Origin of the sequence: Sphaerisporangium melleum, assembly GCF_014646695.1 — a bacterium.
Taxonomy (GTDB): domain Bacteria; phylum Actinomycetota; class Actinomycetes; order Streptosporangiales; family Streptosporangiaceae; genus Sphaerisporangium; species Sphaerisporangium melleum.
On sequence record NZ_BMNT01000003.1, the window covers coordinates 78,530 to 96,594 of the forward strand.

An 18,065-nucleotide genomic window follows, 5' to 3' on the forward strand; every position below is an offset into this window, starting at 1 on the left:
TCCCGAGCCGGGCCTCGCCGTCGGCCGACGAGATCCGGCGCGGCCGCCCTTCGCGCGATCCGGGGTGCCGCTGATGGCGTCGTCCTCCTTCGGCGCGATCAGAGGTGGCCAGGCACCGTGCACTATCGCCGGCCGGCCTCTCCGGCCCGTTTCCGGCCGGCGGCGATCAGCATGCCGGCCGCCGCGTACGCGCAGAGCAGGGTGAGCCCGGCCCATCCGGGAAGCGGGAAGTATCCGGCCGACGGCGCGTAGTGCGCCGTCACCTGCGGATACGCGACCATCGTCTGCTTGACCGCGAAACCGGCGGCCGGCGTGACCCGCAGCAGCCAGGCGGAGACCGCGTCGGGAAGCAGCGGGAGCGCCGTGACGGCATAGGGAACGGCGATCAGCGCCACCCCGATGACGATCGCCGACCGGCCGCGGCGCAGCCGCACGCCGAGCGCGTACGCGACGACGGCGCAGAGCGCGAGCACCGCCGCCAGGCCGGCGATCACCCGGGCACCGGTCGCCACCGGCAGCGACGGCAGCACGAAGCCGTTGCCTTCCATGCCCGCCATGCCAGCCGGGATGACGATGCCGACCGCGACCAGGCCGGTGACGAAGCAGGCCCCGGCGACGACGACTGCCCGGGCGACGATCACTCGCCGGGACGCCGCCTCGCGGGCCGTGCGGGTGCCGTAGCGAGCCGCGACGATGACCAGCACGATCAGCGCGACCGGCAGGCCGAGCAGCACGTTCTCGACGGTACGCGTGCCCTCCTCACTGAGCGGCCCGATGTCGCCGGTGCCGCTGATCGTGATGACGCCGTCCTTCTCCACGGCTCCCGACGCGTTGTGCAATTTCTCCCAGTCGGTCTGGTTCATCGTGCCGATCGGGTCGCTGTCCCACTTCCCGGGTGCACCGCCCTGGACGGTGACGTTGTCGAAGACACCGACGGCCTGGGTGAACCGGACCTCCTCGATGGCGCCGCCGAGACCGACCTCGCGGAGCGTGAGGTCGCCGGGGGACGTGGCGAACAGGCCGACCTGCACGGTGTCCGGCAGCCCGTCGAGCCTCGCGGTCGCGACGGTGCGCCACCGGCTGCCGTCGGCGGACTCCGAGCCGGTGAGCGTATCGCCTGAGCGGGTCAGGCGCAGCCAGCGGGGGGAGGCCGCCGAGACGCCTCCTGCGCCGCCGGCGACGTCGTCGCGGTAGTCGTGCTGGAAGCGAACGCCGTGGCCGCCGGTCATCATGATCGCCGCGTACCGCGAGCCCTGCCGCAGGCCGTCCTTGATGATGATCCCGGCCTTCGCCCACGGCACCAGCCCGGACACGATCTGGTCGTGTTTCGGCGGTGGATAAGTGATCGTCCCGGTCATCGAGGTCATCCGGACGGTGATGCCGCCCTCGCGGCCCAGGTCACGGTGCACGAACCAGAACCTGTCACTGACGATGGAGCCGTCACCGGCGACGGGCACGGCGGGGCAGGGGCCCGGACAGGACGAGTGGCTGTTGAGGCTGACCAGCAGCCCCAGTGCGATGACGGTGAGGGCCGCGGCGGCCAGGGCGATCAGGCGGCCCGGGCGGCGGAAGGCGGTCCATTCCCGCCGGAGGAGTTCGGTGGTCGACATGCCGCCGGTTCTACGGTTCGGTGCCTAACACGACCCGAAGCGGTGCCGTCATGCTGCTGTTAGGTCGCCCAGGGCATGCTGGCTGCATGAAGAGGCTGCGTAGCCGGACCGTGGGAACACGATTCACGATCTTGTACGCCGTGGTGTTCCTCCTGTCGGGCGCCGGGCTGCTGGTTCTGGCCTTCCTGCTCTCCGGCGGCGGCGTGAGCGACGTCGTCCCGGCCGGAGGTCTCCCCGGCCAGGGCGGCCTCACCGCGGCGCAACAGCGCGTCCGGGAGTTGGAGGGCCGGCTGGCCGCGGTGCACGCGCAGCAGTCCCGCCAGTTGCTGGTCGGCGCACTGCTGGCGCTGATCGTGATGGCCGTCGTCTCGTTGCTGCTCGGCCGGGTGCTGGCCATGCGCGTCCTGCGGCCGCTGCGGCTCATCACGGCGGTCACCCGGCGCATCTCCGCCGACAGCCTGGATCGGCGGCTGGCCGTGACCGGTCCGTCGGACGAGGTGAAGGATCTCGCCGACACCATCGACGAGCTGCTCGGACGGCTTGAGACGTCGTTCACCGCGCAGCGGCGCTTCGCCGCCAACGCCTCCCATGAGCTGCGTACGCCGCTGGCGACGATGCGGGCATCGCTGGACGTCGCGGTGGCCAAGCCCGACCCGGCCCCCTCGACGGTGGCGCTCGCGGCCCGCCTGCGCCGGCAACTCGACCGGGTCGATCATCTGCTCGACGGGTTCCTCGTGCTGGCCCGGGCGCAGCACGGCGCCCTGGCCGACGCCGCACCGGTCGACCTCGCAGAGTTCGCCGACGCCGCGCTGCGGGACAGGTCCGCGGACGTGCGGCGCAAGGGGCTGCGGGTGACGGTGGACCTGCCGCCGGCGACGGCGACCGTGGGCAGCCCGGCGCTGCTGGCCCGGCTGGTGGGCAACGTCGTCGACAACGCCGTGACCCACAACGAGAACGGCGGATGGATCGAGATCACCGGGTCGGTGAACGCACAGGAGACGGTGCTGATCGTCGAGACCGGCGGGCCCGTCCTCGATCAGCGCGAGGTCGACCGGCTGGCACAGCCCTTCGAGCGGCTCGGCGGCGAACGTACCGGCTCTTCGGGTCTGGGCCTGTCGATCGTGGCGGCCGTGGCCGCCGCCCACGGCGGCCGGCTCGCCCTGCTCGCCCGGCCGGAGGGCGGCCTGCGCGTGGCGATCACCCTTCCGGCCGCGAAGGTGCCGGTGGGGACGTGAGGATCCTGGTGGTCGAAGACGACGACGACCTCGCCGAGGTCGTCGCCGAAGGGCTGCGCGACCAGGGAATGGCCGTCGACCTGGCATGCGACGGGCTCACCGCGGCCGCCAAGCTGGATCTCACGGCGTACGACGTGGTGGTCCTGGACCGCGACCTGCCCGGCCTGCACGGCGACACCCTGTGCCAGATGATCACCGAGCGGGCGGACCGGCCGATGGTGCTGATGCTGACCGCGGCCGGTGCGCCCGGCGACCGGGTCAGCGGGCTGACCCTGGGCGCGGACGACTATCTCGCCAAGCCTTTCCACTTCCCGGAGCTGATCCTGCGCATCCGGGCGCTGGCCCGCCGCAAGCCGGACGCGCGGCCCCGCGTGCTGCACGTGGCCGGGATCGCGCTGGACCCGGTGAGCCGCACCGCCGTTCGCGACGGCGAGCGGCTCGACCTCTCGTTGAAAGAGTTCGCCGTGCTCGAGGCACTGCTGCGGGCGAGCCCGGGCTTCCTGAGCACCGAAACCCTGCTCGAAAAGGTATGGGACGAGAACGCCGACGCCTTCACCAACACCGTCACGGTCACGGTGGGCCGGCTGCGGCGCAAGCTCGGCGACCCGCCGGTGATCGCGACGGCGCGCGGAGTCGGCTACCGGATCGCCTGAGCGTCCGTCAGGGCCGGATGGCTCTCCCGTAGGAGGGGTTCGGGGAGTAGACTGAGATCTATAACATGGTTTTCTGGTAGGGAATTAGTAATTGTTGACCCGGACGGGGGGTCCCCATGGAACTCTACGACCGGACCGGCGACACCACGCAGACCAGGCCCGCGGCCGAACGCGACTCCCTGCTCGTGCCGCCGATGCGGCGCGTGGCCGCCCGCCCGGAGACTACGCCGGAGCCCGGCGGCATCGTCAAGCCGCTGCCGCCCGACCTGTTCATCCGGCACGGCCGCAGCGCCGAGATGCGCTGGGAGGCCATGCGCGGCCAGGGGTACCACACCCCCGCCGACCGGTTCTTCGTCCGCAACCACACCGTCACCCCGCTCATCGACGCCCGCACCTGGCGGCTGCTGATCCACGGGGACGGCGTGCGCCGCCCGATCAGCCTGTCCTACGAGGAGCTGCTGGCGCTGCCCGCCACCACCGCCGACGTCGCCATCGAGTGCGCCGGCAACGGGCGGGCCTTCTTCGACACCCAGCAGGACCAGCCCGCACCCGGCATCCAGTGGCGGCTCGGCGCCGTCGGCGTGGCCCGCTGGCGCGGCGTGCCGCTGGCGGCGCTGCTGGACCGCGCCGGCCTGACCCCCGGCGCGGTGGACGTCATGCCACGCGGCCTGGATCCGGTGTACGTCGAGGACGGCGTCGACCAGGGGCACGTGCGCCGTCCGCTGCCGCTCGCCAAGGCGCTTGAGGACGTGCTGGTGGCCTACGAGATGAACGACCGGCCGCTGCCGGCCGACCACGGCTTCCCCGCCCGCCTGGTGGTGCCCGGCTGGAGCGGCATCGCCTCGATCAAGTGGCTCGGCGACGTCGAGGTCTCCACCGTCCCGCTGTCGTCGCCGTGGAACACCCGCTCCTACCGGATGTTCGGCCCCGGCCACCCGATCGGCGGCGCGCCGCTGGCCGCGCAGGTGGTCAAGAGCGCCTTCGAGCTGCCCTGGGAGGCGACGCTGCGCGCCGGGCGGCAGCACATTCTGCACGGCCGGTCATGGTCGGGCACCGGGCGCGTCGTGGGAGTGGAGATCAGCACGGACGGCGGCCGCACCTGGACCCGGGCCGAGACCCGCGGCCCGCGACTGGCCCGGGCGTGGGCGCCCTGGCACCTCGCCTGGGTGCCGCACCGGCCCGGGCCGCACGTGCTGATGGCCAGGGCCACCGACGAGACCGGGGCCGTCCAGCCCGCACGGGCGCGGTTCAACATGCTCGGCTACCACTTCGACGGCCTGGTCGAACACCCGGTGACCGTCGTCTCCTGAGGCCGGGAGGCCGGAAGCAGCGAGAAGCCCGGCCGGGGGCGGAGGGGGAGGCCCGCGGCCGGGCGGCTGTGGGAGGCGGCGCTCCGGGCGGCGCCGCGCGGCGCCGCCCGGAGGGTTCTCAGTGGCCGGTCGCCTTCTCGGCGCCGGCGCCGGTGAGCGACCGCACCTCGATCTCGGCGTACTTGCCGGCGTTGTACTCCTTGCTGAGCACCGTGCCGATGTACCCGGCCAGGAAGCCGATCGGGATGGACACCAGGCCCGGGTTCTCCAGCGGGAACCAGTTGAACGCCGCGCCGGGGAACAGCGCGGTCGGCGTACCGGAGACCACCGGCGAGAAGATCACCAGCACCACGGCCGACACCAGGCCGCCGTAGATCGCCGAGACCGCTCCGGCGGTGTTGAACCGCTTCCAGAACAGGCTGTAGAGGATCGCGGGCAGGTTGCCGGACGCCGCGACCGCGAAGGCCAGCGCCACCAGGAACGCCACGTTGAGGTTCTGCGCGAAGATGCCGAGGACGATCGACACCGCGCCGATGCCGAACGCCGCGATGCGGGCGACCTTGATCTCCTGCTGCTCGGTGGCCTGGCCGCGCTTGAAGACGTGCGCGTACAGGTCGTGGGCGAAGCTGGAGGAGGACGCCAGGGTCAGGCCGGCGACCACGGCGAGGATCGTCGCGAACGCCACCGCGGCGATGATCGCCAGCAGCACCGTGCCGCCGACGTCGCCGAACAGGCGCTGGCCGATCTCCAGCGCGAGCTGCGGCGCCGCGGTGTTGCCCGCCTTGTTCTGCTCGGCGATGGCCTTGCTGCCGACCAGGGCGGCGGCGCCGAAGCCGAGCACCAGGGTGAGCAGGTAGAACACGCCGATGATGCCGATGCCCCACAGCACCGACTTGCGGGCGTCGCGGGCGGTCGGCACGGTGTAGAAGCGGATCAGGATGTGCGGCAGGCCCGCGGTGCCGAGCACCAGGGCCAGGCCCAGGCTGATCAGGTCGAGCTTGCCGACGATGCCCTTGGCCTCGACCCCGTACTTCAGCCCGGGGTTGAGGAAGGCGTCGCCCTTGCCGCTCTGCTGGGCGGCGGTGCCGAGCAGGCTGGAGAGGTTGAACCCGAAGTGGCCGAGCACCAGCAGCGTCACCAGGGCGGCGCCGCTCATCAGCAGCACGGCCTTGACGATCTGCACCCAGGTGGTGCCCTTCATGCCGCCGACCACCACGTAGATGATCATCAGCAGGCCGACGACGACGATCGTGCCGATCTTGCCGGCGTCGGAGGTGATGCCGAACAGCAGGCCGACCAGGGCGCCCGCGCCGACCATCTGGGCGAGCAGGTAGAAGATGCTGACCGTGATCGTCGACACGCCGGCGGCGGTGCGCACCGGGCGCGGGCTCATCCGGAAGGCGAGCACGTCGGCCATGGTGAACTTGCCGGAGTTGCGCATCAGCTCGGCGACGAGCAGCAGCGCGACCAGCCAGGCGACCAGGAAGCCGATCGAGTACAGGAAGCCGTCGTACCCCGACAGCGCGATGATGCCGGCGATGCCGAGGAAGGACGCGGCCGACATGTAGTCGCCGCCGATGGCCAGGCCGTTCTGGACGCCGCTGAACGAGCGGCCACCCGCGTAGTAGTCGGTGGCGCTCTTGGTGTTGCGGCTGGCCCAGAACGTGATGCCCAGCGTCGCGGCGACGAACACCACGAACAGGGTGATGGACAGCGCGTGGTCATTCATTCGACGTCTTCTCCATCTCCCCGCGCAGCTTGTCGGACAGCGGGTCGAGCTTCCTGTCGGCGTGGCGGGCGTACGCCCAGGCGATCAGGAACGTGGACACGAACTGCAGAACGCCGAAGATCAGTGCGACGTTGATGTTGCCGAAGACCTTGGTGCCCATGAACCCTCGCGCGAACCCGGACAGGATCACGTAGAGCAGGTACCACACAAGGAAGGCGACGGTCACGGGGAACGCCCAGTTGCGGTAGCGCCGGCGCAGCTCCTGGAAGTCCGGACTGGCCTGCACCTGTTCATATGCCGATGACGCGTCGTGTCGAGTGGTCACAAGACCTCCCACGTTGTGATCTGAATCACGCATACCGTAGAAGGGGTCACCGGCCGCTGCGCAGGGGTGCGCGCGGGGTGGTCGCCAAGCCGTAGTGAAGGATCGCTCATCTGGCGCGCTACTGCGCCCAATGGGCCGATCCCTGCGACGAGTGGTCTCCCCCGCCGCACGCACTCGCCCGCCGGTCGCCGGTGTGATCAGGCGGAACGACCCGCCGGTCAGGTGGAGCGGGGCCGCCAGTCGCCGCGGTCGACGTTCAGCGTCTCGGGGGTGTGCAGCCGCACCATCGTGCGGGCCACCCCGCGCGGGACGCCGCCGGGGGTGAGCAGCGATACGACGATCATCACGGTGAAGGAGATCGGCACCGTCCAGGCCGCCGGCTGGGCGAGCAGCGCCCCGGTCCACCCGGCGTACGGGCCGCCGGTGACCACCGCGATGCCCGCCGCGCCGGCCAGGCCGCCGCCGACGAGCAGCCCGGCCATCGCCCCGGCCGCGCTGAGCCGCCGCCACCAGATGCCGAGCACGAGCAGCGGGCAGAACGACGAGGCGGCCACCGCGAAGGCCAGGCCCACCACGTCGGCGACCGCCAGCGAACGCGCGCCGATCGCGAGCACCAGCGGCACGGCCACGGCCAGCAGCGTGGCCGCGCGGAACGACTGGACGCCGCCGCGCAGGATGTCCTGCCCGATCACCCCGGCCACCGACACCGCGAGACCGGAGGAGGTGGACAGGAACGCGGCGAAGGCGCCGGCGGTGACCAGCGCGCCGAGCAGCTCCCCCGCGGTGCCGCCGACCATGCGCATCGGCAGGGTCAGCACGACGGCGTCGGTGCGGCCGGTCATCAGCAGCTCGGGGGTGTAGATCCGCCCGAGCGTGCCGTAGACGGCCGGGAGCAGGTAGAAGGCGCCGAGCAGCGTGAGCACCGCCAGGGTGGTACGACGGGCGGCGCGGCCGTCGGGGTTGGTGTAGAAGCGCACCAGGACGTGCGGCAGTCCCATGGTGCCGAGGAAGGTGGCCAGGATCAGCGAGTACGTCGCGTACAGCGGGTGCTCGCGGCCGTGCAGCGGCAGCGCCCACTCGTGGTCGGTGAGCACGGGCAGGTTCTCGGCGTGCGGCACCCGCGCGCCGGCCGGGAAGCCGAGCGTGGTGTCGGCGGTGACCTCGTGCGCGCCGCGGGCGAGGGCGACGGGCTCGCCGTGCCGGACGCGGCCGTCCACCTTGCCCTTCGCGGTGACCACGACCGGCTCTTCGACGCGGATCGTGACGTCGGCCGCGACCGACACGGTGACCGCGTCGGTGAACACCGGCGGTGTCTCCCGTTCCGGGGCGGGCCTGCCGCCAGCGTACCAGGCCGACAGCAGGAAGAACACCGGCAGGGCGAGCGCGGTGAGCTTCAGCCAGTACTGGAACGCCTGCACGAAGGTGATCGAGCGCATCCCGCCGGACAGCACGTTGACCGCGACGACCACGGCCACGACCAGCCCGCCGACCCACGCCGGGCCGCCGGTGATCGTACGCAGCACCAGGCCGGCGCTCTGGAACTGCGGCATCAGATACAGCCAGCCGATCAGCACGACCAGGACGGTCGCCATGCGGCGCACGGCCATCGACTCCAACCGGGCCTCGGCGAAGTCGGGCAGCGTGTAGGCGCCGGACCGGCGCAGCGGCGCGGACACCAGCACGAGCAGCACCAGGTAGCCGCCGGTCCAGCCCACCGGCAGCCACAGCATGTCGGCGCCGTAGGCGAGGATCAGCCCGGCGATGCCGAGGAACGAGGCCGCCGACAGGTACTCCCCGCCGATGGCCGAGGCGTTCCACAGCGGCGACACCGTGCGGGAGGCGACGTAGAAGTCGGAGGTCGTGCGGGACAGCCGCAGGCCGAAGGCGCCGATCAGCACGGCCGCGACGACCACGGCCACGACCGCCGCGACGCCGAGCCCGGCGTTCACCGGCCGGTCACCGCCGCTCGACCAGCTCGGCGAAGTGCCGTTCGTTGCGCTCGGCCTGCCGGACGTACAGCCAGGCGCCCGCGACGAACGCCGGGTAGATCAGGCCCGCGAGCACCAGCCACGGCAGCGGCACGCCGAGCAACCGCACCTCGCGCAGCTCCGGGACCAGCATGAACAGCAGCGGCAGCCCGCCGATCAGGCACGACATGACCGTGCAGACGAACAGCGCGAGCCGGAACTGGGTGCGCACCAGCGAGCGCATGTACACCTCGCCGAGGCGGGTCTGCTCGTCGATCTCCAGCGTGACCGGGTGGCGGGGCCGGCGGGCGGCGGTGGTGCGCGGGCTGGTGACGACCTCGCGCTTGGGCCGCTCGGACGCCTTGGCCAGCGCGGGCCCGAGGCCCATCCGCCGCCGTCCCCCCTCCTGCCCGTCCCCCCGCACGACCCGCTCGGGCCGTTCCGGGCGCTCTGGACGCGCCGGGCGCTCGGCACGGTCGGAACGGTCCGGGCACTCCGCACGGTCCAGGCCGTCGGCGCGAGCCGTACGGCCGGCACCGTCGACGACCCCGGCACTTCGGTGATGCTCCACGCGGCCCGAATGCCCGGGGCGTTCGGCGCGGTCCGGCAGGACGGGCTCGTGTACGTCGGCCGCGCCGCCTCCCGCGTTCGTGCCCGGGTCGCGTTCGCCGGGGTCGGCGTTCACTCCGCGCGGCCCTTCCTGGCGCGGCGGACGAGCAGGTCGCGCAGCTCGCGGGTGTGGCGGCGGCTGACCGGGATCTCGGTGTCGCCGATGCGGACCATGCAGCGCCCGGAGTCGATGTGCAGCTCGTCGATGTGCTTGACCGAGACCAGGTGGCTGCGGTGCACGCGGACGAAGCCCGCCGCCGCCCAGCGTTCCTCCAGCGCGGCCAGCGGGATGCGCACCAGGTGGCTGCCGGTGGCGGTGTGCAGGCGCGCGTAGTCGCCCTGGGCCTCGACGTAGCGGACGTCGGAGCTGGCGACGAAGCGGGTCACCCCGGCCAGCTCGACCGGGATGGTGTCGGTGTCCGGCGCCGGACGCCCCGCCTCCTCGGCCGTCTCGGGGTCACCGGGGATGCTCGCGCAGACGCGGCGGATCGCCTCGGCGAGCCGCTCGGGCCGCACCGGCTTGAGCAGGTAGTCCTCGGCCTTGATCTCGAAGGCGTCCACCGCGTGCTCTTCGTAGGCGGTGACGAACACGATGCACGGCGGCCGGGTGAACTGCGTCAGCAGGCGGCCGAGCACGACGCCGTCCAGGCCGCGCATCCGGATGTCGAGGAAGACCGCGTCGATCGGCCTGCCCTCGGCCATCGCCCGGTCGAGCATCTTCAGCGCGGACGCCCCGTCGCGGGCCAGGGCCACCTCGCCGATGCGCGGGTCGGCACGAAGCAGGTAGGCGAGATCTTCCAGTGCCGGCTGCTCGTCGTCCACCGCCAGCACGCGCAGGCCCGTCACGTCACCGCCGCCGCTCGCCAGGGCTCGCACAGGGGCCGGGGTGCGAGTGACCGACCTGGCGAGAGTTGCTCTTCATCCCCCTAGAGGGTGGTGACTCGGGCAGGGGAAGTCAACGGGTCGGCGGCCGGGCGGTGATAACTATACGGAGACGCCCGGCCGGTACTTGGGCAGCCGGACGCTGACCTTGGCCCCCGCGCCCAGCGCGGTCTCCACCACCAGCCCGTACTCGTCGCCGTACACCTGGCGCAGCCGCTCGTCCACGTTGGCCAGCCCGATGCCGCCGTTGCCCGAGCGCTCGTCCCGGTCGCCGGACAGGATGCGCCGCAGCCGCTCGGGGTCCATGCCGACGCCGTCGTCCTCGACGCTGATCAGGCACTCGGCGCCGGCGTCCTCGGCGGTGATGGAGATGTGCCCCACGCCGTCCTTGCTCTCCAGCCCGTGCCGCAGGGCGTTCTCCACCAGGGGCTGCAGGCACAGGAACGGCACCGCGACGGGCAGCACCTCCGGCGCTATGCGCAGCGTGACGTGGAGCTGGTCGCCGAACCGGGCCCGCTCCAGGGTCAGGTAGCGGTCGATCGAGCGCAGCTCCTCGGCCAGGGTGGTGAACTCGCCGTGCCGCCGGAAGGAGTAGCGGGTGAAGTCGGCGAAGTCCAGCAGCAGCTCCCTGGCCCGTTCGGGGTCGGTGCGCACGAACGAGGCGATGGTGGTCAGCGAGTTGTAGATGAAGTGCGGGGAGATCTGCGCGCGCAGCGCCCGCACCTCGGCCTCCATGAGCAGGGTGCGCGAACGGTCGAGCTCGGCCAGCTCGAGCTGGGAGTCCACCCAGGCCGCGACCTCCCCCGTGGCCCGCACCAGCCCGGCCGAGGCGTGGTCGCCGTACGCGGCGAGCGAGCCGACCACCCGGTCGTCCGTGGTCAGCGGGACGACGACCGCGTGCCGGATGGGGCACTCGGGGGACTCGCACCACACGGCCTCCGGGCCGAGCACCTGGATGCGGCCGTCGCCCAGCGTCTCGGCGGCGTGGATGAAGGCGTCCTTGGCGTGGTGCTCCCCCGCCCCGTCGTACACCAGCAGCCCTTCGCGGTCGGTGATGGCGATGGCGGGCGAGCCGAGCAGTTCGCGCAGATAGCGGGACGCCTTGAGCGCGCCGGCGGCGGTCAGCCCGGCCCGCAGCGGCGGCGCGGCCAGCGACGCGGTGTGCAGGGTCTCGAACGTGGCCCGCTCGGCGGGGCTGGTGCCGAGCTCGCGCCGGCCGCGCAGCACCCGCCAGAGCACCACGGCGGGCACCCCGACGAGGGCCGCGAGCACGGGCACGGCGAACAGCGGTTCCACGCCGCCGGAGCCTACCGGGGCGTCCCCGCCCCCATAACCCGCCGAGCGCCGGGACGCCCGCCCGCTGCGCCGGACGGCCCACCCCGACCGCTCACCGCCTTTCCATACGGGCCGGAGCGAGATCACTGCCTGCGGGCGAGGTAGGCCCAGACTCTGTGGCCGGTGGCCGGGGCGCCCTGGAAGCCGGCGCGTTCGGCCAGGGCCGTCACGATGGCCAGCCCGCGCCCGCCTTCCGCGCACGGGACGTCCACCCCGTCGCCGTCGCCGAACCTCGGGATGCCGGCTCCGCCGAGGTCGTAGACGGTGATCAGTACGCTCGCCGCCGCCGCGGAAGTGGCGAGCGGCTCGTGACCGGGCGAGGTCAGCGTGATCTCCACGGTGAACTGACCCTCCGGCGTTCCGCTGCGGGTATGGCGGACGGCGTTGCCCGCCAGCTCCCCGACGACCAGCTCGGCGTCGTCGGCGAAGGCGGTGCTGCCGAGCAGGAATCGGGTGAAGCGCCGGGCCTCGGCGGCCTGGTCGAGCGCGCCGGGGAAGGCACGCCGCCAGATGAGGATCTCCGGGCCGAGCCGGACGGCCTCGTTGACCGGCACGGCGCGAGAGGGATGCCCGGCGTGCGGCAGGCCGGGCGAGGTGACGGGAGCGGCGGCCACGCGCGGCGCCTCGTCGCTGGGATCGGTTCTCGTGGACACGAACCAGAACGATGGACGAGCGGGCGCTCCGCACCGATCCCAGCTTCCCCCGCGCCGACCCTTCAGGCGGAAACCCCGATGACGTGCGCGAACATGCTCCATCCGCCGATCATCACCCCTCGGTCACCCTGCCCGGCCTCCCAGCTTTCATCATTCTCCGTAGTCAACCCGACACTTACCGTGTAACTTCTGTGATCCGGGAACCTGTTCGAGTCAGGGGGCACCGACATGTCGGGCGAAGGAGTGCACACTCTGCTGGAATGCCGGCGACGCAGCGAGGAACTGCGTGCCATGGGCTACACCTTCGACCAGGTCGCCGACCTGTTCTCGGTCTGCTACGACGTCAGCCGGCTCCGCCTGTACCGCTACGCCTACGGGCTCACCGCCGCCGAGGCCGCCGCGCGGTACAACGACCACGACCCGGCCGGCACCGCAGCGCTGCGCGAGTCACGGCTGTACGAGTACGAGCACTGGCCGCAGCGCGGCATGCGCCCCACCGCCCGCACCATCGCCCTGTTCGCGCACGTCTACCGCACCGCCGCCCGCCGCCTGGTCAGCGACCAGGTCTACGTCTCCTACACCGCCCGCGACCGCGACCTCATCGACCGCACCGACCACCGTTCGTCCCTCGGTCCCCGGCGGCCCTCTGCCGTCCCGGCCGCCTTCCCCGGGCATGTCACCATGGGTGAGCAAGTGGAAACGGCACGCCCGGCGATCCCGGTTCCCGGCTATAAGGACTGCGCCGCGCTGCTGCGTGCCCTCACAGCCGAGGAGGCCGATGTGAAGCGCCGTGATCTGCTCTTCGAACTGGCCCTGGCCCTCGGCGGCGCCCCCGCCCTGGCCCTGCTCCGCCACCTCACCCCACCTGAGAAGGACCGCCTCGCCACCACCATCCGCTCCGCCACCCGGGTCGACGCCGCGACGGTCGAGCTGATCGAGAAACTCACCGTCCGCTGCCGTCGCCTGGACGACGAATACGGCCCCGCCAAGGTCCTCCCTGTGGTGGACGGCCAGCGCTCCCTCGTCGCCGACCTGCTGCGCCGCGAGTCGCTGCTCCCCGCCCTACGCGACCGCCTCATCCGCGCCTACGCCGAACTCAGCCAACTCTCCGGCTGGCTCCACCACGACCTCCTCGACCACACCGGAGGCCGCCGCCGCTACCAAGAGGGCCTCGCGGCAGCCCACCAGATCCGCGACCCAACCCTCATCGCCTACCTACACACCTGCCTGGCCAACATCTCTCGCTTCCAAGGCCACGCCGGCGAGGCTCTCGATCACGTCTACGCCGCACAAGGCTGGGCGCGAAAGAGCCCGAGCGCTTCACTCAGATCGGTGCACTTCCTTGCCCTCGCACGCATCGTGGCGCTGAACGGCAGTGCCGATGACAGCGAACGCGCTCTAGCCCAGTCACGCCATCTGGCCGAGCGACCGAGAACCGAAGCCGATCCCGCTTACCTCTACTGGTGGACGCCGCAGGGTGTGGAGAGGCACACGGCATCCTGCATGCTCGCCTGCGGACGTGCCGATGAAGCGATCGATTCAGCCGAACGGGCCTTGTCGGCACGGTCGATGCGCAAGCCCGCGCGCGGCATAACCCTCCTGCAGTACGCCGGGGCACTCGCTTTGAAGCGCGAAATACCGGCCGCGACCGACAAGATTCGCCAGGCGGCCCGGATCACCGTCAGCCACAGCTCCGGACGCCTAACCGACACCATCCGCCAGACCCGCGCCCGCCTCGAACCCTGGGCGACCAACAAACACGTCCGCACCCTGGACGAAGAACTCGTTTCCCTGGGCATCCCTCTAATCGCCAGGCGACAAGGCGGCTGACAGCCATGGGAAGTGCGGTTCGTCTCGCTCGTCCGTGATCCGCAGCGTCCGCGCGGCGCTTTCCCAGGCGTCGAGGACTTCGTCGCCGTTTTCCACCATCCATCGGCCGAGCGTCTTCACCAGGCTGTCGAGCCCCAGCCCGTACTCGACACCGAGCGGAGCTTCGATACGAGCGTGGCCGCTCATCGGGCCACCCGAGAAGGGGCGATGCACCGCCTAATGACTCCCGTGCCGACCGCGCGACGGAGCGAGCTCGTGGTGTTCGACGGGGACCGAGTGAACGCCTATTGCGATACCGGGCCTGGAGCCCTCTGCTAATACCGTGACTCGTTTGGCGGTTGATCGTTGGATGGGTCGTGGATGCTTTCATGCAGCGGTTGGTCCCCGACGAGCTGTAAGAGCTGTTCCAGCGGGTGGTGCCGCCCCCTCCGACTCGGCCGCAGGGCGGGGGACGGCGGCGGGTCGACGATCGTCTGATTCTCGCGGCGATCGTGTACGTGGCCACCACCGGCTGCGCGTGGCGTCAGCTCCCACCGGTCTTCGGTGCCTCGTGGCAGACCGTGCACCGCCGCTTCACCGAATGGAGCGCCGCGCGTGTGTGGGCCAAGCTGTACCGGATCCTGCTGGACGAACTCGGCGCGCGCGGGGAACTCGACTGGTCGCGGTGCGCGATCGACTCGGTCAGCGTGCGCGCCATGAAAGGGGGGACCTGACAGGTCCGAATCCTGTCGACCGCGGCAAGGCTGGGTCGAAGATCCATATCATCACTGAACGGACCGGTCTGCCCATCTCTGTCGGGATCAGTGCGTGACAGTCAGGGGTTGGAGCCGCTGGTGCGCGGCATCCCGCCGATCCGCTCCCGCCGCGGGCCACGTCGCCGCCGGCCCGGGAAGCTGCATGGAGACAAGGGCTACGATTATCCGCACCTGCGCGCCTCCTGCGCGGGCGCGGCATCATCTCCCGCATCGCCCGCCGCGGCATCGAGTCCAGCAAGCGGCTTGGGCGTCACCGCTGGGTAGTCGAGCGCACCGTTTCCTGGCTGACCGGCTGCCGCCGCCTCCACCGCCGTTACGAGCGCCGGGCCGACCACTTCTCTTCCTTCGTCGCCATCGCCGCCGCCCTCATTTGCTACCGCCGCCTGGCCAAATGAGTCACCTCTTACGCGGCGGGCGACGAAAAGGGGTCGGCATCCAGAGCGCCGGCCCCTGATCGCTCAAATCAGATCATTCGAGATGTCGTCGATCATCCGGGGATGATGGCGATGCCGGGGAACGCCAAGGTCGCGTTGCTCCACGGGGTGTAGTACATGCGCCAGGAGCAGATACGGCCGGTGGTCACGTAACCGGTGCACGTCACCGAGGCGCTGGTGTCGATGGCCGTGACCACACCGGCCGCGTACACCTGGGTGGTGTTGCTCGGGTTCACGTATTCAACGGGGCCGCCGCTGTCGCCCTGCCCCACCGCGTTGACCATGTTCTGCTGCTCGGCGCGGACGAGGCCGGTGATGCTGTAGCCAACGTTGATGGTGACGTTGACCTGCGTGGTCCGGATGTTGCAGTTGGTGCCGGAGTAGGCGCCGGAGGCGCAGAGGTAGGTGCCGACGACCGAGGCGGCGGTGCCGATCACGGGGTTGCTGAACTCGGTGCTAACGATCGCGAGCCCTTGCGAGTCGACCGGGTTGTTGAAGACCCGGCCGCCGGCGCTGGTGCCGATGAGCAGCACGTCGCGGCTGTCGTTGTCGTGCGTGACGTTGCCGATGACCTCATTGGTCGGGTCGGTCGCGGTCTGGCCGATCGCCGCGCAGTGCCCGGCGGACAGCATCTTCTTCTCGGGGCCGGGTTCGAGAACGCCCTGGTAAGTCACGGCGAAGCCGGTCGAGCAGCCGCCACCGGTGCTGGCGTTGCGCCAAGCGCCGCCGCCATACCACGGCGCGCTGTCGTTCCAGCGGGTGGCCAGTTCGGGCTTGACGCCTTGCTCGATGCTGACCGGCACCGCCGCGTCGGCGATCGCGGTGCGGGCCGCGTCGATGACGGCGCTGGAGGCCGCCAGGCCCGAGCCGTCCTGCAGTGCCGTGATGGAGGTGAGCGTGCTGCTGTTGGCGCGGATGAGGCGGTCCGCCTCCCGCTGCAGCTCACGCGCCGAGTACTTCGCCGGTAGGACGTTGATTCCCACGTCGCGCCGCAACTGGTCCACCAGTTCGTTGACCTGCCTGGGGGGCTTGCCCTTCCAGTACACGCGCAGTTCACGGTTCTCCGGCGCGGCGATGACGCCGGCGTAGCCGCTGCCGCCCAGGGCGGTGATGCGGTCGGCGGCTGTGATCATCTTCTGCTGGTCGAGCAGCAGATCCTTCCAGGAGGCGTAGCCGCCGGGGACCGCTCCGGTGTGCTCGACGGCCCCGGTGGTCCGGGGCTTGATCGGATCGGGCGCGCTGGCGGCCTGGGCGGTGCCCATGCCGGCGGCGGCGAGCACGATTCCCGTCGCCACGGCGAGGTGGCGGAATCGTGAGAGTTTCAAGGTGCTGGGGGGGTTACTCACCGGGTTGATCCTCCTTGGGCATTACGGTGACAAACCCCGGTATGTCATGCTAATAAAGACCGATCAATAGCTTGACCCTTACGGTCGGCGATGGTAAATGCTTATTGTTCACCGCCCGAATGCCCGAATGCCCGGATCCGACCATCCGATTATCAGGGGTAGGGGCAGGTGATCTGGCCCACCACCTGGGCACACGAATTCACGGCATCCGGAACCTCGCAAAAAGGATGCTTACCGGATAATGTCCGCATCCGGACATGCCTAAGACCGTGACTCGCTTGCCCATCGAGGAACTCATTTCATCCTCGCGCGGCCTGAGCTATGCGGTGGTTCTATAGGACGGCGATGGCCTTGACCAGGCGGCCGGCCTTGTTCGGACAGCAGCGGAGCTTGCGCAGGATGCGCCAGCTTCTGAGATGGGAGTTTGCGCGTTCGTCAGGGCCGCGGAGCTTGGCGTGGGAGCGGTTGGCGTGCTTCTGGGAGGCAGGCTTGTAGGGCGTGATCACGACGGTGGCCCCAGAGCCCTGATACCCCTTGTCGGTCAGGGTGAGGATCCCTGCCCTGCAGCTGGACTGGTCGCGGTGCGCGATCGACTCGGTCAGTGTCCGGGCGGTCAAAGGGGGGATCTGACAGGCCTGAATCCTGTCGATCGCGGCAAGAAAGGGTCGAAGATCCACCTCATTACCGAACGGAGTGGTCTGCCGATCTGTGTCGCGGTCAGTGCCGCCAACACCCATGACAGCCTGGCGTTGGAGCCGCTGGTACGTCTAAGGCAGTGCGACTCGGTCCCTCTCGATCACCGCCCGCCTTCGCCCCTTTTCGGCTGAATCGTGGCGTGAGTCAGCCGCAGGAGACATCGCTCGCATTTACCGGGGCCGCCGAGCCCTATGCACAACGTGCGGGCCTGCGGCCGGCTGGGGCCACGAACTGCTTATCGGATGTCGAGCCGTCGAGCTCTCTCATTGCCGTGCCGGCCCGAGCCCAGCAGGACGCGGTCTGCAACCGTCAGCAGCTGGCCAACCAGCTCCGGTCACTGCTGCGCGAGTACTTCCCCACGGCGTTGAAGGCCTTCCACGTCAAGAACATCGGCCTGACCTCCCGCGAGGCCCGCACCGTCCTTCAAGCCGCCCCGACGCCCGGCGCCGCCGTCAAGCTCACCACCCGCCGACTGCACGCCCTGCTGCGCGCCTCGGGCCGACAGCGCAACCTCGAGACTTGGGTCCGGTGGCGATGTGCAGCAACGACTCCCGCCTCACAGTCTCCCGCGCTCCATCCCCCCGCTGGACCCAGCGGTGTGACCCGAGATGCGACACGCGACCAAGGACCCGGCGGCAGGCATGGTCCCAGTAGGGTCAGGGTAGATGTGGCTGTAGTGATGCAGGCCAGGCGGAT

Annotated in this window: 14 protein-coding genes and 4 pseudogenes; 7 read left to right on the top strand and 11 right to left on the bottom strand. The window is 70.9% G+C overall.

Features of this window, described 5'->3' with window-relative positions:
- Window positions 1-122: 122 nt before the first annotated feature.
- On the bottom strand, window positions 123-1,610 hold the full coding sequence (locus IEY93_RS03405) for a DUF1349 domain-containing protein (RefSeq protein WP_189161459.1): 1,488 nt from the start codon (window positions 1,608-1,610) through the stop codon (window positions 123-125).
- Window positions 1,611-1,696: 86 nt separating this feature from the next.
- Here IEY93_RS03405 and IEY93_RS03410 point away from each other — a divergent pair, with 86 nt between their 5' ends.
- The 3 genes from IEY93_RS03410 (at window position 1,697) to IEY93_RS03420 (ending at window position 4,808) form a co-directional block, all read left to right on the top strand.
- Window positions 1,697-2,845, top strand: coding sequence for a sensor histidine kinase (locus IEY93_RS03410; RefSeq protein ID WP_189161460.1), 1,149 nt, complete (start codon window positions 1,697-1,699; stop codon window positions 2,843-2,845).
- Window positions 2,842-3,498, top strand: a complete 657-nt coding sequence (locus IEY93_RS03415) for a response regulator transcription factor (RefSeq protein ID WP_189161461.1) — start codon at window positions 2,842-2,844, stop codon at window positions 3,496-3,498. Before IEY93_RS03410 ends, IEY93_RS03415 begins: the two co-directional genes overlap by 4 nt.
- 116 nt (window positions 3,499-3,614) lie before the next feature.
- Window positions 3,615-4,808 carry a sulfite oxidase gene (locus IEY93_RS03420; protein ID WP_189161462.1) on the top strand — a complete coding sequence of 398 codons (1,194 nt, stop codon included), beginning with the start codon at window positions 3,615-3,617 and terminating at the stop codon, window positions 4,806-4,808.
- Between the two features lie 118 nt (window positions 4,809-4,926).
- Here IEY93_RS03420 and IEY93_RS03425 read toward each other — a convergent pair whose 3' ends face one another.
- From IEY93_RS03425 to IEY93_RS03455, 7 genes are all read right to left on the bottom strand, one after another.
- The gene (locus IEY93_RS03425; protein ID WP_189161463.1) at window positions 4,927-6,537 is read right to left on the bottom strand and encodes a monocarboxylic acid transporter; all 1,611 of its coding nucleotides are present in this window, start codon (window positions 6,535-6,537) and stop codon (window positions 4,927-4,929) included.
- A complete protein-coding gene (locus IEY93_RS03430; protein WP_229690816.1) occupies window positions 6,530-6,862 on the bottom strand; it encodes a DUF485 domain-containing protein in 333 nt (110 codons plus the stop codon). The genes IEY93_RS03425 and IEY93_RS03430 overlap by 8 nt, the downstream gene beginning before the upstream one ends.
- Window positions 6,863-7,080: 218 nt before the next feature.
- The gene (locus tag IEY93_RS03435) at window positions 7,081-8,811 is read right to left on the bottom strand and encodes a sodium/solute symporter (RefSeq protein ID WP_189161465.1); all 1,731 of its coding nucleotides are present in this window, start codon (window positions 8,809-8,811) and stop codon (window positions 7,081-7,083) included.
- 7 nt (window positions 8,812-8,818) lie between these two features.
- On the bottom strand, window positions 8,819-9,514 hold the full coding sequence (locus tag IEY93_RS37780; protein WP_203967945.1) for a DUF485 domain-containing protein: 696 nt from the start codon (window positions 9,512-9,514) through the stop codon (window positions 8,819-8,821).
- Window positions 9,511-10,284 carry a LytR/AlgR family response regulator transcription factor gene (locus IEY93_RS03445; protein ID WP_189161598.1) on the bottom strand — a complete coding sequence of 258 codons (774 nt, stop codon included), beginning with the start codon at window positions 10,282-10,284 and terminating at the stop codon, window positions 9,511-9,513. Before IEY93_RS03445 ends, IEY93_RS37780 begins: the two co-directional genes overlap by 4 nt.
- A gap of 138 nt (window positions 10,285-10,422) precedes the next feature.
- Window positions 10,423-11,616, bottom strand: coding sequence for a sensor histidine kinase (locus tag IEY93_RS03450; protein ID WP_189161466.1), 1,194 nt, complete (start codon window positions 11,614-11,616; stop codon window positions 10,423-10,425).
- Window positions 11,617-11,738: 122 nt separating this feature from the next.
- Window positions 11,739-12,308, bottom strand: a complete 570-nt coding sequence (locus IEY93_RS03455) for an ATP-binding protein (protein ID WP_203967944.1) — start codon at window positions 12,306-12,308, stop codon at window positions 11,739-11,741.
- Between the two features lie 228 nt (window positions 12,309-12,536).
- Between IEY93_RS03455 and IEY93_RS03460 the strand changes: the two genes are divergently transcribed.
- A complete protein-coding gene (locus IEY93_RS03460) occupies window positions 12,537-14,138 on the top strand; it encodes an NsdA family TPR-like regulatory protein (protein ID WP_189161468.1) in 1,602 nt (533 codons plus the stop codon).
- On the opposite strand, the gene IEY93_RS03465 is transcribed toward IEY93_RS03460, so the two are convergent.
- Window positions 14,112-14,324 (bottom strand): hypothetical protein, encoded by a 213-nt coding sequence (locus IEY93_RS03465; protein ID WP_189161469.1) that lies wholly within the window; start codon window positions 14,322-14,324, stop codon window positions 14,112-14,114. The two genes, IEY93_RS03460 and IEY93_RS03465, sit on opposite strands and share 27 nt — an antisense overlap.
- A 215-nt stretch (window positions 14,325-14,539) precedes the next feature.
- On the opposite strand from IEY93_RS03465, the pseudogene IEY93_RS03470 reads away from it, so the two are divergent.
- Window positions 14,540-15,288: pseudogene (locus IEY93_RS03470) on the top strand (IS5 family transposase).
- 92 nt (window positions 15,289-15,380) lie between these two features.
- On the opposite strand, the gene IEY93_RS03475 reads toward IEY93_RS03470, so the two are convergent.
- A complete protein-coding gene (locus IEY93_RS03475; RefSeq protein WP_189161470.1) occupies window positions 15,381-16,673 on the bottom strand; it encodes a chymotrypsin family serine protease in 1,293 nt (430 codons plus the stop codon).
- A gap of 332 nt (window positions 16,674-17,005) precedes the next feature.
- Window positions 17,006-17,233, bottom strand: a pseudogene (locus tag IEY93_RS03480) (transposase family protein); the annotation flags it as partial.
- A 4-nt stretch (window positions 17,234-17,237) separates the two neighbouring features.
- Between IEY93_RS03480 and IEY93_RS37785 the strand changes: the two are divergent.
- Together IEY93_RS37785 and IEY93_RS37790 are read left to right on the top strand one after the other, a co-directional pair.
- Window positions 17,238-17,464: pseudogene (locus tag IEY93_RS37785) on the top strand (transposase); the annotation flags it as partial.
- 170 nt (window positions 17,465-17,634) lie between these two features.
- Window positions 17,635-17,889, top strand: a pseudogene (locus tag IEY93_RS37790) (IS110 family transposase); the annotation flags it as partial.
- Window positions 17,890-18,065: the final 176 nt, after the last annotated feature.